13 protein-coding genes, 3 tRNA genes and 2 pseudogenes are annotated in these 15,940 nt (G+C 42.9%); 7 read left to right on the plus strand and 11 right to left on the minus strand.

Features of this window, described 5'->3' with window-relative positions; translation table 11 throughout:
- Nucleotides 1-65 precede the first annotated feature (65 nt).
- From J1C77_RS06280 to J1C77_RS06305, 6 genes are all read left to right on the plus strand, one after another.
- Nucleotides 66-1,022 carry a ribose-phosphate diphosphokinase gene (locus tag J1C77_RS06280; protein ID WP_002921136.1) on the plus strand — a complete coding sequence of 319 codons (957 nt, stop codon included), beginning with the start codon at nucleotides 66-68 and terminating at the stop codon, nucleotides 1,020-1,022.
- Nucleotides 1,023-1,032: 10 nt separating this feature from the next.
- Complete coding sequence (locus J1C77_RS06285) at nucleotides 1,033-2,145, plus strand: cysteine desulfurase family protein (RefSeq protein WP_042763188.1); 1,113 nt, start codon at nucleotides 1,033-1,035, stop codon at nucleotides 2,143-2,145.
- Between the two features lies 1 nt (nucleotide 2,146).
- A complete protein-coding gene (locus J1C77_RS06290) occupies nucleotides 2,147-2,494 on the plus strand; it encodes a DUF1831 domain-containing protein (RefSeq protein WP_002902952.1) in 348 nt (115 codons plus the stop codon).
- Nucleotides 2,495-2,610: 116 nt separating this feature from the next.
- On the plus strand, nucleotides 2,611-2,832 hold the full coding sequence (locus tag J1C77_RS06295) for a DUF4649 family protein (protein WP_002921132.1): 222 nt from the start codon (nucleotides 2,611-2,613) through the stop codon (nucleotides 2,830-2,832).
- 123 nt (nucleotides 2,833-2,955) lie between these two features.
- Nucleotides 2,956-3,603 carry a redox-sensing transcriptional repressor Rex gene (locus tag J1C77_RS06300; protein ID WP_002900304.1) on the plus strand — a complete coding sequence of 216 codons (648 nt, stop codon included), beginning with the start codon at nucleotides 2,956-2,958 and terminating at the stop codon, nucleotides 3,601-3,603.
- A 24-nt stretch (nucleotides 3,604-3,627) separates the two neighbouring features.
- Nucleotides 3,628-4,320: a gamma-glutamyl-gamma-aminobutyrate hydrolase family protein gene (locus J1C77_RS06305; RefSeq protein WP_002921128.1), complete on the plus strand. Its 693-nt coding sequence runs from the start codon at nucleotides 3,628-3,630 to the stop codon at nucleotides 4,318-4,320.
- A gap of 69 nt (nucleotides 4,321-4,389) precedes the next feature.
- Here the strand turns inward: J1C77_RS06305 and radC are convergent, their stop codons facing one another.
- From radC to gyrA, 3 genes are all read right to left on the minus strand, one after another.
- The gene (radC, locus tag J1C77_RS06310; protein WP_002921127.1) at nucleotides 4,390-5,073 is read right to left on the minus strand and encodes a RadC family protein; all 684 of its coding nucleotides are present in this window, start codon (nucleotides 5,071-5,073) and stop codon (nucleotides 4,390-4,392) included.
- Nucleotides 5,074-5,194: 121 nt separating this feature from the next.
- Entirely contained in the window at nucleotides 5,195-5,950 is a 756-nt protein-coding gene (locus J1C77_RS06315) for a class A sortase (protein WP_002921124.1), read from the minus strand.
- Between the two features lie 14 nt (nucleotides 5,951-5,964).
- Entirely contained in the window at nucleotides 5,965-8,424 is a 2,460-nt protein-coding gene (gene gyrA, locus J1C77_RS06320) for a DNA gyrase subunit A (protein WP_042762849.1), read from the minus strand.
- A 194-nt stretch (nucleotides 8,425-8,618) separates the two neighbouring features.
- Here gyrA and J1C77_RS06325 point away from each other — a divergent pair, with 194 nt between their 5' ends.
- Nucleotides 8,619-9,605 (plus strand): L-lactate dehydrogenase, encoded by a 987-nt coding sequence (locus tag J1C77_RS06325; protein WP_002895436.1) that lies wholly within the window; start codon nucleotides 8,619-8,621, stop codon nucleotides 9,603-9,605.
- A 46-nt stretch (nucleotides 9,606-9,651) separates the two neighbouring features.
- Here the strand turns inward: J1C77_RS06325 and J1C77_RS06330 are convergent.
- The 8 genes and pseudogenes from J1C77_RS06330 to parC all read right to left on the minus strand — a co-directional run bounded on the left by J1C77_RS06330 (nucleotide 9,652) and on the right by parC (nucleotide 15,844).
- A pseudogene (locus J1C77_RS06330) lies at nucleotides 9,652-10,068 on the minus strand (NUDIX hydrolase).
- A 56-nt stretch (nucleotides 10,069-10,124) separates the two neighbouring features.
- A tRNA-Arg gene (locus J1C77_RS06335) sits at nucleotides 10,125-10,196 on the minus strand.
- Nucleotides 10,197-10,283: 87 nt separating this feature from the next.
- On the minus strand, nucleotides 10,284-11,486 hold the full coding sequence (gene rpsA, locus J1C77_RS06340) for a 30S ribosomal protein S1 (RefSeq protein WP_002921119.1): 1,203 nt from the start codon (nucleotides 11,484-11,486) through the stop codon (nucleotides 10,284-10,286).
- A gap of 163 nt (nucleotides 11,487-11,649) precedes the next feature.
- Nucleotides 11,650-11,721: transfer RNA gene (locus J1C77_RS06345), tRNA-Gln, on the minus strand.
- Nucleotides 11,722-11,734: 13 nt separating this feature from the next.
- Nucleotides 11,735-11,815, minus strand: a tRNA-Tyr gene (locus J1C77_RS06350).
- Nucleotides 11,816-11,864: 49 nt separating this feature from the next.
- Complete coding sequence (locus tag J1C77_RS06355; protein WP_002921118.1) at nucleotides 11,865-12,095, minus strand: DUF2969 domain-containing protein; 231 nt, start codon at nucleotides 12,093-12,095, stop codon at nucleotides 11,865-11,867.
- A 105-nt stretch (nucleotides 12,096-12,200) separates the two neighbouring features.
- Nucleotides 12,201-13,226, minus strand: a pseudogene (locus J1C77_RS06360) (branched-chain amino acid aminotransferase); the annotation flags it as partial.
- Between the two features lie 167 nt (nucleotides 13,227-13,393).
- Complete coding sequence (gene parC, locus J1C77_RS06365; protein ID WP_002921116.1) at nucleotides 13,394-15,844, minus strand: DNA topoisomerase IV subunit A; 2,451 nt, start codon at nucleotides 15,842-15,844, stop codon at nucleotides 13,394-13,396.
- Between the last annotated feature and the right edge of the window lie 96 nt (nucleotides 15,845-15,940).

Below are 15,940 nucleotides of genomic sequence, written 5' to 3' on the forward strand. Positions count from 1 at the left end.
ATTGAAAAATAAATTTCATGGAGCATTAGATATAGAAATGAGACAAAAAGAGGACGGTCCAACTCATGTCAGATAAAAAAAATATGAAGCTTTTTTCCCTCAACTCCAATCATTCCATAGCTGAAAAAATCGCTGAGGCAGCTGGAGTTCCTTTGGGAAAACTTTCCTCCCGCCAATTCTCGGACGGCGAGATTCAGATTAACATCGAAGAAAGTGTTCGTGGCTATGACATTTACATCATTCAGTCTACTAGCTTCCCTGTCAATAATCACTTGATGGAACTCTTGATTATGGTGGATGCCTGCAAGCGTGCAAGTGCCAACACGATTAATGTTGTCATGCCTTATTTTGGTTATGCCCGTCAGGATCGGACTGCTGCTCCTCGCGAGCCAATCACAGCTAAACTGGTTGCCAACATGCTTGTTGGAGCTGGAGTAGATCGCGTGATTTCTCTGGATCTTCATGCCGTGCAGGTCCAAGGATTCTTTGATATCCCAGTAGATAACCTCTTCACTATCCCACTCTTTGCCAAACACTACTGCAACATGGGCCTTACTGGCGATGATGTCGTTGTCGTCAGCCCTAAAAACTCTGGTGTAAAACGCGCCCGCAATTTGGCTGAATATCTGGATGCCCCTATCGCTATCATTGATTATGGCGAAGATGAGGCAGGTCGCTCTGAGGGATATATCATTGGAGATGTCGAGGGCAAGAAAGCTATTCTTATTGACGACATTTTAAATACCGGTCGGACTTTCTCTGAAGCAGCTAAAATTGTCTGTCGTGAAGGCGCAGTCGAAATCTATGCTGTATCCAGTCATGGTCTCTTCGCGGATAAAGCTGCGGAATTGCTGGATAATTCTCCTATCAGGGAAATTCTTGTAACTGACTCTGTTGATACCAAAGAAGAAACACCTAAGAATCTCCACTACATTACAGCTAGTGAACTGATTGGTGATGCTATTGTCCGCATTCAAGAGAGGAAACCAGTCAGCCCACTCTTTGCCTATCAAAAGAAATAAGGTAACCGGAGTGATTTATTTAGATAATGCCGCTACAACTGCTTTGTCGCCCGCTGCAATCCAAGCAATGACCAAGACGATGACTGTCTTTGGGAATCCTTCCAGTACGCATAGTCATGGCCGAGAAGCTAGTAAACTGCTCAGACAGGGACGTGAGGATATTGCTCAAGCTCTGCATACTCAAAGCAATAAGATTCTTTTTACTTCAGGTGGCACTGAAAGCAACAATACTACTATCAAAGGTTATGCCCTTCGTCACCAGAACCGAGGAAAACATATTGTGACCACTGCTATTGAGCACCATGCTGTCTTAGAAGTGGTAGAGTACTTAGTAGATAAATTCGGCTTCGAAGCTACTTTTGTTCAGCCGGTAGATGGTCAGATTCGAGCGAAGGATATTAAAAAGGCACTTAGACCTGACACTATTCTTGTATCTGTCATGGCAGTTAATAACGAAACTGGTGCTATCCTTCCCATTAAGGAAATTAGTGAATTACTGCAAGAACATCCTGCTGCTTTTCACGTTGATGCTGTTCAAGCAATTGGTAAACTTCCCATCTACCCAGACGAGCTAGGGATTGACTTCCTCTCTGCATCAGCACATAAGTTTCATGGTCCCAAAGGCGTTGGCTTCCTTTATGCCAAGAAGATGAATTTTGACAATTTCATGCATGGCGGTGACCAGGAAGAAAAACACCGGGCCGGAACTGAAAATCTAATCTCTATCACAGGCATGGCGGCGGCTCTGTCAGAGAGCATGGAACATCTAGAGGAAAATCTAGAGCATGCGCAAGACTTAAAAAACAGCTTACTTGCTGACTTATCAGACATTGACTATTACTTAAATGAAAGTCAGCCAAGCCTGCCTTATGTCATCAATTTGGGATTTCCCAATCAAAAGAATGATCTACTTCTGCTTCAAATGGATTTAAATGGCTTTTCCATTTCAACAGGATCAGCCTGCACAGCCGGAGCTATACAACCCAGTCATGTTTTGCAGGCTATGTACGGCAAGGATTCCAACCGCTTGCATGAGTCTATTCGAATCAGTACTTCGGACCAAACGACCCTGCAAGAGATTCAATCATTTACAAAGAAATTAAAAGAAATTTTAGGAGGATAAGATGGCCTTTCAAACATCTGTTAGCTTAGCAAACTGTGAATATACCTATTCACTTCACCCAAATGTCAAGAAATTTACCTTGCGCGACAATACTTTCGCGGAAAGCAAGGTTGGAAACTACGAACTCTCTCGTCTGCTGGAATCTGTACCCAACAGCGGAAATGGTTTTCTGCTGAAAATAATCGTCAATAAAGATTTGAATGGTTTCAAAATCAACATCACTGATAAATCAGGCCTGCGCTTGGTCAATATTTTCAAATCAGAAGACCATCACATTATCCAGCAAAAATTTTATTTCTTGATGGATAGCCTGGTTGAAAGAAATATTTTTGAAAAGACACCACAATAAGCAAGATTCTCGCAATTTTGCTTTTTTGGTTTTGACTTTTCAAAATTTAAACGCGCTTGGCTTCTACTTAGAACACTTGAAGAAAAGACCAACCGAACCCAAAGAAAGGATTAACAATGGTTGAACTGACCTATTTGGACTCGTATAAAGTGAAACGAATACTTACCTATGAAGACTTCGACGAATTTCTTCTCGCCTTCTCTGGCTGTGTCACGGTTCCTGACTCGCTCAAGGTGCTTTCTGTTACCTATAAGGGACACCAGCTGCCTTTTACAGGGTTAATTGGTGACTTGTACCGCCAGATGTACCAGTTAGACTTGACTCCCTACCAGGACTAATCCTTCGCAGTTACAACATAACCAAAACTTCCACCCTTTTCTTTTTTAGTGAATCAAACATCCTTAATTAGTTGATTTTTTCACAAACTTCCTATAAAATAGAATTAGAAAGGTTGTGATTTTGTGAAAACTGAAAAAAATACTACAATTCCTCGGGCAACTGCTAAAAGGCTATCGCTCTACTATCGTATTTTTAAACGTTTTAATGCTGAGAAGATTGAAAAAGCAAACTCCAAACAAATTGCAGAAGCCATTGGTATTGACTCTGCTACTGTCAGACGAGATTTTTCTTATTTCGGTGAACTTGGCCGCAGAGGATTTGGTTATGATGTCAAGAAATTGATGAACTTTTTTGCCGACCTCTTGAACGACAATGCTATTACCAATGTCATGATTGTTGGTGTTGGTAATATGGGGCGGGCTCTGCTACACTATCGTTTTCATGAGCGCAATAAAATGAAGGTTGTAATGGCTTTTGACACAGATGACCATCCAGAAGTTGGCAGCACAACCAGCGATGGGATTCCTATCTATGGAATTTCCCAAATCAAAGAAAAAATACAGTCAGGAAATGTGCAAACTGCCATCCTAACTGTACCTAGCGTAAAAGCTCAAGAAGTCGCATCTATCTTAGTTCAGGCTGGTGTCAAGGGCATTCTCTGTTTCTCACCTGTAAACCTATCCCTGCCTAAGGATGTGGTCGTCCAGTATGTTGACCTGACTAGCGAACTGCAGACTTTGCTCTACTTCATGAGAAAAAATGATTATTAATTTGAAAGAGGTATTAAACACTCTATGAGTAAACCTATTATTGGAATAACCGGAAATGAAAGAGAAATCCCAGACGATCACTTCATCCATATGAGCTATACAGCGACAGGATTCGTTGAGGGAGTTAAAGAAGTTGGCGGAATTCCAATGATTTTGCCAATCGGTGATGAAGAAATGGCTAAACAGTATGTTTCCATTGTCGATAAATTAATCATCACAGGAGGTCAAAATGTATGCCCTCAATTCTATGGTGAAGAGAAAACCATTGACAGCGATGATTATTTACTCAAGCGAGACATTTTTGAGTTAGCTTTAATCAAGGAAGCTCGCCGCCAAAATAAACCAATCTTCACTGTCTGCCGCGGAACCCAACTTTATAATGTCGCTTTAGGCGGTACGCTTCATCAAGATATTGAAGATCATTGGCAAGATAGCTCTGCTGAGTACACAACCCAAAGCATGGTGACCAAGAATGGTTCTATTCTGCACGAAATCTATGGACCAGCATCTGAAATCAACTCTTTCCACCATCAGAGTATCAAGAATTTAGCTGCTGGCCTAGAAGTCATTGCCTATGATCCTAGAGATAAAATTATTGAAGCAATCACTTCTACTGACGGCAGTCCTTTTCTTGGTGTCCAATGGCACCCAGAGTTCTTGTTTGGCTCCAGAGAAGGAGACCTAGCTCTGTTTGATTATGTTATCAATATTCTTTAAAAAGCCTCTATTCCTAGATAAACTTCTGTTCTACACGAATAGAAGTTTTTTATATTCAAGTAAATCAAATTATATCATATCTGTCTCCTCTCGGTAGCTATAGTAGTTGGATTTGGACACAATCAAATGATCCAAAAGGACCAAGCCCATCATCTCACATGCTTCTTTCATATGCTGGGTCACCTCATCGTCATTTCTGCTGGGAACGACTGAGCCTGATGGATGATTGTGTACCAGTATGATAGATGTCGCTAGATGCTTGAGAGCGTAGTGGAGAATCTCTCTTGGCTCAGCAATGCTTCTGCTGACCGTCCCCATGAAAATTGTCTGCTGGTGCAAAATTTGATTTTGACTATTAAGATAAATAGCAACCAAGCACTCCTGCCTCATATCTCCCAATTCCTGCTGCATCTTCTGGGCTAATTTTTGACTGCCCATAATCTGCTCTTTTTGCAGAACCTCTGCTCGGTTAATCCGACGCCCAAATTCGATAATGGCCTGCAGCTCCACAGCCTTAATCGGACCGATTCCAGAAATAGTTTGCAATTCCTGCAAAGTTAAATACTTAAGATCGTTCAAACTGGAAATCGATGATAAAATTCTTTGAGAAACTTGAAAAACAGTTTCTTTTTTGTTGCCTGTCCTGAGGAAAATTGATAGAAGCTCTTGGTTACTGAGTTTTTCAGCCCCTTCTCTCATCAAACGCTCCCGCGGCATCATGCTAATATCATCTTGAAATGAAATGCTATACATAGAAACCTCCTTACCTTATTATTCGGAAAAAGAGTCAAAATCAGCAAGAATTGATATAAAAAAACTCCAAAAGTTAGAGTTCTATCTAACCTTTGGAGTGAATTTTTTTAGTCTTTTGCCTTTAAATCTGCATTTGATTATAGGACTTACTGAAAGATTCAAGAACTTCCTTAGGAGCCTTGTCATACTCGACAGAGCCTTCTAACGTTCCCTTGACAATCGTTCGATTGGTTGCCGCAGCATCCTCACAAGTAACCAAAGTAATCTCTGTAACGCCTTCGGTATCCTCAATCAAATCCGTTCGATCCGGAGTTACCGTTTCAACACTAGTAATTACATCAGTATAGACATGCTCTTTATCAGTGATATAGATCTTCATGCCAGCCTTAGCACGATCCAGTGGGGAAAAGAGCATGTTGCTAGCCCCTGTGATGCCAAAGACATGGTGGCTAGCCAAGGCATAATTCCCCTGCCCCATCTGCTGGGTCTCTTTCATCGTACCAGCACCATAATACAATCCAGCATTATCCAGTCCTTTGAAGATCGGCAAATTCATGGAAACTTCCGGAATAGAGATGCCTCCGATAACAGGCAATTGCTGCGCTTTCCACTGAGCATTGATGACCGCCTCTGTAGAAAGCGACTCTACCTTATTAAAGTCAAAGCTAGTCTCAGCATTTTTATTTTTATTAATAGAGTCTTTGGAAACCTTGCTGACCTGATATTGGTTGGTATGCCAAACCATAATCATGTTTCGGATTTGCGCATTAAAGATCAAGCCAAGGGCCACAAAAATTAATAATGTCGCAACAATATTGATGAAAATATTTCTTTTACTTCTTTGTTTTCTTTTTCGACTTCTTTTTCCTTGTACCATATAGAGGTCCTCTTTTACGATTCGTTTTCTTCCTCTGCTACATCTTCCTTATCATCTGCTTCGACGCTTGTAAAGGTGACAATCTGTGCATTTTGGTCCAGACGCATGACCTTAACTCCCATGGTTGAGCGGCCTGTCTGAGAAATATTTGCCACACTGGTCCGAATGATGACACCAGTATTAGTGATAATCATCAAATCTTCCTCGCCAGTAACAGTCATCAGACCAGCAAGAGGTCCGTTCTTATCAGTGATATTGGCTGTTTTAATCCCTTTACCACCACGGCCCTTGGTTGGATACTCACTGGCAAGAGTTCGCTTACCATAGCCTTTTTCAGTAATGACAAGCACTTCGTCTCCCTCAGCAATCACACCAGCTCCAACAACCTGATCGCCATCTCGAAGATTGACTCCGCGAACACCAGTCGCTATCCGGCTCATGCTCCGGACAGCTGTCTCATTGAAGCGGACAGAATAACCAAACTTAGTACCAATGATAACATCTGCAGCACCGTCCGTCAGAAAGACATTGATTAACTCGTCTTCATCCTTCAAATTCAAAGCCTTAAGACCGTTCTGACGAATATTAGCAAATTCTGTTACACTGGTCCGTTTGACCACCCCATGACGGGTAGTAAAGAAGAGATAGGAATCATCACTGCGATCTTGCTGGACATTAATAATGGTCTGAATAGTCTCACCTTCATCCAGTTTCAAGAGATTGACCACTGGCAAGCCCTTGGCTGTCCGGCCGTACTCAGGGATTTCATATCCTTTGAGACGATAGACTCGGCCCTTGTTAGTAAAGAAGAGCAGTCTATCGTGAGTACTAGTTGAGACCAGCTCTTTGACGAAGTCATCGTCTTTGACGCCAGTTCCTTGAACACCGCGGCCTCCGCGTTTCTGAGCAGTAAATTCTGCCTGATTCAGACGTTTGATATAGCCTTTATTAGACAGGGTAATCAAAACATCCGCTTCCTCAATCAAATCTTCATCTTCAAGAGAAAGAACTTCTCCCACCATCAGCTCAGTTCGGCGATCATCCGCAAATTTACGTTTGACCTCGTCTAACTCTTCCTTGATAATAGCGATAACGCGCTCTGGCTTAGCCAAGATATCAGCTAAGTCTGCAATCAAGGCAATCAGTTCATCGTATTCTGACTGGATCTTATCACGTTCCAAACCAGTCAGACGGCGCAGACGCATATCGAGGATAGCCTGACTCTGGCGCTCAGATAGCTCAAACTTAGCCATCAATTCAGCCTGTGCTTCTGCGTCCGTTTCGCTATTACGGATAATCCGAATCACTTCATCAATGTGATCCAACGCAATCAGCAAACCAGCTAAGATGTGCGCTCGAGCTTCCGCCTTTTCTTTATCGAAAGCCGTCCGTCGAGTCACTACTTCTTTTTGGTGCTCAATGTAGGCCAACAAAATCTCACGTAGAGATAGAATCTTTGGCACACCATTTTGAATAGCCAGCATATTGAAGCTGAAATTGGTCTGCATCTGAGTCAGCTTGAAAAGATTATTTAGAATGACATGTGCAGAGGCATCTCGACGAACCTCGATGACAAAACGAACTCCTTCACGGTTGGACTCATCACGAACAGCTGTGATACCATCAATTCGTTTTTCCTGCACCAGACGAACAATATGCTCATGGACCTTGGTCTTATTAACCATGTATGGAAACTCGGTTACGACAATTCGCTCACGGCCGTTTTTCATTTCTTCAATTTCAGTGCGAGAACGAAGAACAATCGAACCCTTCCCTGTTTCATAAGCCCGGTGAATACCAGATTTACCCATAACCAGTGCTCCTGTAGGAAAATCCGGTCCAGGCAGGACTTCCATGATATCGCGAGTTGTTGCATCCGGATTGTCCATGACAAGCTTAACTGCATCAATAGACTCACCAAGATTATGCGGTGGGATATTGGTCGCCATCCCAACTGCAATCCCTGTCGCACCGTTTACAAGCAAGTTAGGGAAGCGAGCAGGAAGAACTACAGGCTCTCTCTCGCTGGCATCATAGTTGTCAATATAATCAACAGTGTTTTTATTAATATCACGAAGCATCTCCAGAGCAATCTTGCTCATACGTGCTTCTGTATAACGTTGAGCAGCAGCTCCGTCTCCGTCCATAGAACCGAAGTTCCCATGGCCATCTACGAGCATATAGCGATAGCTCCACCATTGAGCCATCCGCACCATCGCTTCATAAATAGAAGAGTCACCATGCGGGTGATACTTACCCATGACATCCCCTGTGATACGAGCTGATTTCTTGTGAGGCTTCTCAGGTGTCACGCCCAGCTCATTCATACCATAGAGAATCCGACGGTGAACTGGCTTTAGACCATCACGAACATCTGGAAGTGCCCGAGCCACGATCACGCTCATCGCGTAATCAATGAAACTAGTCTTCATTTCACTAGTCAGATTAACATTTACTAAGTTTCTGTCTTGCATTAAAAAATGCCTTTCTTTCATATTAAACTACCCTTTATTATACCACATTTTCTTTAATTTTTCAGTATTTTGAACCGTTTGTAAAAACGTTTACATCACTAGATATACAAGTTGACCGTGACAAAATATGTCAAAAGTGGTAGAATGAATGTGTACGGGAAATATTCCCTAAAAAAATAAGGAGATGTTTAGAAATGACTGCTACTAAACAACATAAAAAAGTCATCCTTGTCGGTGACGGTGCTGTAGGTTCATCTTACGCATTTGCTCTTGTAAACCAAGGTATTGCTCAAGAACTTGGTATCATTGAAATTCCTCAATTATTTGAAAAGGCTGTCGGTGATGCTGAAGACCTTAGCCACGCCCTTGCTTTCACTTCACCTAAAAAAATCTATGCAGCTACTTATGCAGACTGTGCGGATGCTGACCTCGTTGTTATCACTGCAGGTGCACCTCAAAAACCAGGTGAAACTCGCCTTGACCTTGTTGGCAAAAACTTGGCTATCAACAAATCTATCGTTACTCAAGTCGTAGAATCAGGCTTTAACGGTATCTTCCTCGTTGCTGCTAACCCAGTGGATGTTTTGACATACTCTACATGGAAATTCTCTGGTTTCCCTAAAGAGCGCGTTATCGGTTCAGGTACTTCACTTGACTCAGCTCGCTTCCGCCAAGCTCTTGCTGAAAAGATTGGCATCGATGCTCGTTCTGTCCATGCCTACATCATGGGTGAGCATGGTGACTCTGAGTTTGCCGTTTGGTCACACGCTAACGTTGCAGGTGTGAAATTAGAGCAGTGGTTGCAAGCTAACCGCGACTTGAACGAACAAGACTTGGTTGATCTTTTCATCTCCGTTCGTGACGCAGCATACTCTATCATCAACAAAAAAGGAGCAACTTACTACGGTATCGCAGTTGCTTTGGCTCGTATTACAAAAGCCATCCTTGACGATGAAAATGCAGTATTGCCATTGTCAGTCTTCCAAGAAGGCCAATATGGCGTTGAAAATGTCTTCATTGGTCAACCTGCTATCGTTGGTGCACACGGTATTGTACGCCCAGTAAACATCCCACTGAACGATGCTGAAACACAAAAAATGCAAGCTTCTGCTAAAGAATTGCAAGCAATTATTGATGAAGCATGGAAGAATCCTGAATTCCAAGAAGCATCTAAAAACTAATTATAAAAAAACATCTCCTAATACAAGGGGATGTTTTTTTGTTGCTTTATACAGATTTGTCAGCAAAAATATCTATCAAATAAGGTATGATGAGCTCTTTCTCTAAGTCTTTTAAAGAAGTAATCCAGACAAAGTCTGTGTGCTCTTATGGAACTAATATAATATCACGCTGCTCCGTAATCCTACCCGCATAAACTAAACGTGTGAAAACAGTATCTTTGCTAGCATCAAACTGACTATCTTCATGGATAATCTTATCAATCAGAATCTTTTGATTAACCTCCTCCATAGCCTCACGTAGAGCTGCCTCTCTAGGCAGTTCATTCTCTTCTACACTTCCGCCTGGAATATCCCAATAAGATGGATAAACATTAGGAAGGCCTCGCTTTATCTTAGAGCGTTTGATAAGCAAATACTTCCCCTCTTTCTCGATTAAGGTATGAGAGATTAATTTTACTGTCATTGCATATTCCTCCAAGAAAGAGCAAAAAAGACTCCGAAGAGTCCAATTTTAAGTCATCCACCCTGAGAGAATCGAACTCCCATCTCAAGAACCGGAATCTTACGTGATATCCATTACACTAAGGGTGGCAACTAATTCATTATAACTGATTTTCTTTGAAAATACAAGTGAAAATCAGAAAAAGAAGCTGAGATTTCTCAACTTCTTTTATCTAATTACAATTCAATATCACCAAACAAATCAGCCATTGAGAATCCAGTTTGAGTTTCTGGAAGTTCAAAGTCACGTTTTTCTTGACGTTTTGGACGACGAGGACGTGATTGACGTTTCTCATCTCCTTGTCCTTCTTCTTGAGCTGGACGTTCTTCAAGAGCCTTGATAGAAAGTGATACACGCTCATCAGCAGCATTCACTTCAAGAACCTTAACAGTCACTTCTTGACCAACCTTAAGGGCATCTTTAGGGCTTTCAACACGTTTGTGTGAAATTTGTGAGATGTGAACCAATCCATCGATACCTGGCAATACTTCAACGAAAGCACCAAAATCGGTCAAACGTTTTACAGTTCCTTCGATCACATCGCCTGCAGCAAGTTTTTGCTCAACACCATCCCATGGTCCAGGCGTTGTTGCTTTAAGAGAGAGGGATACGCGACCTTCTTCTTCGTTCAAGTCAAGGACTTTCACTTCGATTTCATCGCCAACTGATACAACAGACTTAGGTGATACGTTACGCTCATGTGACAATTCAGTCAAGTGAACCAATCCATCAACTCCGCCAAGGTCAATGAAAGCACCGAAGCTAGTGATGCGAGCAACTTTACCAGTTACAATATCACCAACATTCAATTTACCAAAGACTTCAGCACGTGCTGCTGCAGCTTCAGCTTCTACAACTTCACGACGTGAAAGGATGAAGCGGTTTTCTTTTGGATCTACTTCTTTAATCTTAGCATCAAACTCTTGACCTACAAAACGCTCAGTGTTACGAACGAAACGAGTATCAAGCATTGAAGCAGGGATAAATCCACGAAGTCCTTCAAACTCAACTGAAAGTCCACCTTTAACAGCACGAGTGCCCTTAACAGTGACAACTTCTTCTTCACGACCAACCAATTTGTCCCAAGCTTTGCGAGCTTCCAAACGTTTTTTAGATACCAGGTAAGTTACTGTGTCTGTATCTTTACCCACTACTTGACGAAGAACAAGCAATTCAAGTGTTTCACCTGGTTTTACAAGGTCGTTGATATCAGCGTCGCGGTCATTTGTCAACTCACGAAGAGTCAAAACACCTTCAACACCAGTTCCAGCGATTGCAACATTAGCTTGGTTAGCGTCAACAGTCAATACTTCAGCAGTAACGACGTCACCTGGCTCAACTTGGCTAACACTGTTTAGCAAATCTTCAAATTCATTCATCTAAAAAAATCCTCCAACAATCAAGCTTTCGCTTGACATACTACTTATTTATTTTCCTAAGCACCCGCAAATGACATTGATCTATCGTTAACGATTTCCATCCTATAAAGAAATAAAACACCAGAAGATATTTTATTATTTTATCAGATCTATTACCTAAGAACTGGGGTAGCTGGATTCGAACCAACGCATGAGGGAGTCAAAGTCCCTTGCCTTACCGCTTGGCTATACCCCATTAATATAAAGAATGGAGAGAGAGGGATTCGAACCCCCGAACCCGAAGGAGCGGATTTACAGTCCGCCGCGTTTAGCCTCTTCGCTATCTCTCCGACAATCAACGCTATCTATTATAACATTGATACAATGAAAATGCAAGCCCTATTTGCTTAAATTATAGGTTTCAATCAAAGTTTCCACAGCTCTTTCAAGTTTTTTATAAAAACTTTCAGCATTTCCATTTTTGATAATTGCAAACTGGCCATCTAGTTCGGCAATCTCGCCGATAACCTTCTTGCCAATGGCAAGACTATAACCGTCAAATTGGTCTGCTCCGACCTTCACTTTGTTGTCTGTGATTTGAATTTCAATTTTTTTGTCTTTTTTACTCATAACTTACCTCTTTCAAATTTCTATTGTACACGAAAAAGACTGAGTACGCAAGCTATCTTCGGCTAGAATTACAGAAAAACCGCCCAATCAAGGGCAGCTTTTAAATTATACCTTCACAATCCAACCTTCTGGTGCTTCAACATCACCGAATTGGATACCAGTTAATTCGTCATATAGTTTCCGAGTGACTGGCCCGACTTCTGTCTCGCTATAAAAGACATGGAAGTCATCGCCGTGCTGGATACCACCGATAGGAGAGATAACTGCAGCTGTTCCACAAGCTCCCGCTTCAGTGAATTTACCCAAGTCTGCCAGTGGAACATCACCCTCAATCGGTTTAAGTCCTAGTCTATGCTCCGCCAGATAAAGCAAAGAATACTTGGTGATAGATGGCAAAATTGAAGGGCTAAGTGGCGTCACAAACTCATTATCCTTGGTGATACCAAAGAAGTTGGCAGAACCTACTTCTTCAATCTTGGTATGGGTTGCCGGATCCAGATAAATCACATCTGAAAAATGCTTATCCTTAGCAATCTTTCCTGGTAATAAGCTAGCAGCATAATTGCCTCCCACTTTTGCTGCACCTGTTCCGTGCGGTGCAGCGCGATCATAGTCATCTGACACAATGAAGTTAGTCGGAGTCAGACCGCCTTTGAAGTAATTGCCAACCGGCATTACAAAGATAGTGAAAATGTATTCTTCGGCTGGTTTCACGCCGATAATATCGCCGACTCCAATCAAGAGCGGACGAATATAAAGAGTTCCGCCCGTTCCATAAGGTGGCACATATTCTTCATTAGCTTGGACAACCTGCTTAACTGCATCCACAAACATTTCTGTAGGAACTTGCGGCATGAGCAAGCGGTCAGCTGTCCGCTGCAGACGCTCCGCATTTTTATCCGGACGGAAAAGCTGAATACTGCCATCCTTAGTCCGATAGGCCTTCAGACCTTCAAAAGCCTGCTGACCGTAGTGAAGGCAAGGAGAGGACTCAGAAATATGGAGTGTAGCATCCTCCGTTAGGGTTCCTTCTTCCCACTGGCCATTGCGATAGTAAGCTATGTAGCGATAAGGTAGTTTCATATATGAGAATCCTAGATTTTCCCAATCAAGATTTACAGTCATAGTCTTTCTCCTCTTCTTCCAAACTTCATTTTTAGATACTCCCTATTTTACACCTTTTTGAGATATTTTCAAGTATTATTTTCAATTTTCAGAAAATTTTGTTATTCAGACTTTTTCCTGCTATCAAACTTTTAGAAATTGAAAAAACCAGCTCTTGTGAACTGGTTTGATGATTATTTGATATAAGCTGAGAAGACTTCTTCGTCTGAAATAGTATCAGAAATAAAGCTGCCGTTGCTAGTTCTCTCAGACAGGCTGAGATCAGCTAAATTAATCTCATAGGCAGCTCCTTTATTAGAAAGCACCTGCAAAATCTGCTCCTCACTGGCTTCTGCTTCAGTAGTAAAGAGGTCAAAGTCCACTGCTTCGCCAAAGACTGGTCCAGCTGCAAAGACACGATGGGGCTTAGCCTTAAGCTCTCTCAGAACTTGAAGACCGCGATTTGCCCGACTGGTAACAGGAATATCTGCGACTGCCATACGCTTGAGCGAACCGCGCTGAGTCAGGAGGTAAAGTGAGTCTGTATTGGCAATAAAGGCTGCCGCTAGGACATCGTCCTTCTTGAGGTTGATGGCTTTAACCCCAGCTGCCTTAGCTCCGATGACAGGAACTTCCTCAATATTGAAGCGAAGGGCATAGCCATTCTTGGTCACGAGCATAACATCATCCAGCTTAATCGGCGCCAGAGCAATGACCTGGTCGTCTTCATTTTTCAGCTTAGCAAACTTAAGCGACTTAGACTTGTAGGTCCGCCAAGGACTGAATTCCTTGCGCTCTACACGCTTGATTTGTCCCAGTTTGGTCGCTGCAAAGTAAGTTCCCTCCTCAAAGCTGTCCAGTAATTCCGTATAGATAACCTCTTCCTTGGTATCAAAGTTACTGATGGTCTGGCTGAGGTGTTCTCCGATTTCTTTCCAGCGGATATCTGACAGCTCATGAACAGGCCGGTAAATAACATTTCCCAGACTGGTGAAAATCAATAAATGCTGAGTCGTCTTGGCCGGGCTAACGAAAATCAGACGGTCATCATCTCGCTTTCCTATCTCCTCTAGGGTCGAAGCTGAGAAGGAACGCGGACTGGTTCGCTTGATATAACCAGAACGAGTCACGCTGACATAGGTCTCTTCCTCCACGATGAGACTAGCTGTATCAATCTCAATAGCGTTTGCTGTATCCTGCAGCTCGCTGAGACGTGGATTGCCAAACTTCTTCTTGACGTCACGGAGCTCTCGCTTCATGAGGTTATACATGGTGCGCTCATCGCCGATAATGGCCGCCAGCATGGCAATCTTCTCGCGCAGCTCTGCTTCTTCCTCTTCCAGAACCACTACGTCTGTATTGGTCAAACGGTAGAGTTGGAGAGTGACGATAGCCTCAGCCTGCTCCTCAGTGAAATCATAGCTGACCTTAAGATTTTCCTTGGCATCTGCTTTGTTTTCTGAAGCACGAATCAGGGCAATCACTTCGTCCAAGATGGAAATAACCCGAATCAGTCCTTCCACGATATGCAGTCGTTTCTCAGCCTTAGCATTGTCAAAACGGCTGCGTGCCAGAATAATCTCCTTGCGGTGGGCAATATAACTGGTCAAGATTGGCACAATCCCCACCAAACGAGGCGTGAAGTTGTCAATTGCCACCATGTTGAAGTTATAATTGACCTGCAAATCAGTGTACTTAAAGAGGTAGTTGAGAATCAGCTCAGTATTGGCATCTTTCTTTAGCTCGATAGCAATGCGAAGACCGTCACGGTCGGATTCGTCCCGTACCTCAGCAATGCCCGCCACCTTGTTATTGACCCGCACATCGTCAATCTTCTTGACCAAGACCGCTTTATTAATCTCGTAAGGAATCTCGGTGATGACGATTTGCTCTTTACCACCCTTCAGCTTTTCAATCTCAGTTCTGGAGCGCACCACGACGCGACCTTTGCCAGTCTCGTAGGCTTTCTTGATCTCATCTCGGCCTTGGACAATAGCTCCTGTCGGAAAATCTGGGCCAGGCAGAAACTCCATGAGTTTGTCCACTTTGGCAGACGGATGGTCAATCATATAGATAACCACGTCAATGACTTCGGCTAGATTATGAGGTGGAATATCAGTCGCATAACCAGCGGAAATCCCAGTTGCTCCATTGACCAAAAGATTAGGAAAGGCTGCCGGCAGAACGGTCGGCTCCTTCTCGGTATCGTCGAAGTTCCAAGCAAAAGGAACGGTATCTTTCTCGATATCCTGCAAAAGATAGCCAGCCATTTCAGACAGCCGCGCCTCAGTATAACGCATAGCCGCCGGTGGATCACCATCCATGGAACCATTGTTCCCGTGCATCTCAACGAGAATCTCACGGTTTTTCCAGTCCTGAGACATACGAACCATGGCATCGTAGATGGAGCTGTCACCGTGGGGATGGAAATTCCCCATGATATTCCCGACAGACTTGGCTGACTTGCGGTAGCCCTTGTCAAAGGTGTTGCCGTCCTTGTTCATCGAATAAAGAATACGGCGCTGAACAGGCTTCAAGCCATCGCGAATATCCGGCAAGGCCCGCTCTTGAATAATGTATTTGGAGTAGCGACCAAAGCGCTCTCCCATGATGTCCTCAAGGGACATGTTTTGAATGTTACTCATAGGATACAGAGCCCGTAAAATACAAAGTGAAAATAGGAAATTCTTGCAGTCAGCAATGCTCACAAGAGAATTTATCTTCTTCACACAGTATTTAGG

This window comes from Streptococcus sanguinis, assembly GCF_050223295.1.
In the GTDB taxonomy this organism is placed as follows: domain Bacteria; phylum Bacillota; class Bacilli; order Lactobacillales; family Streptococcaceae; genus Streptococcus; species Streptococcus sanguinis_X.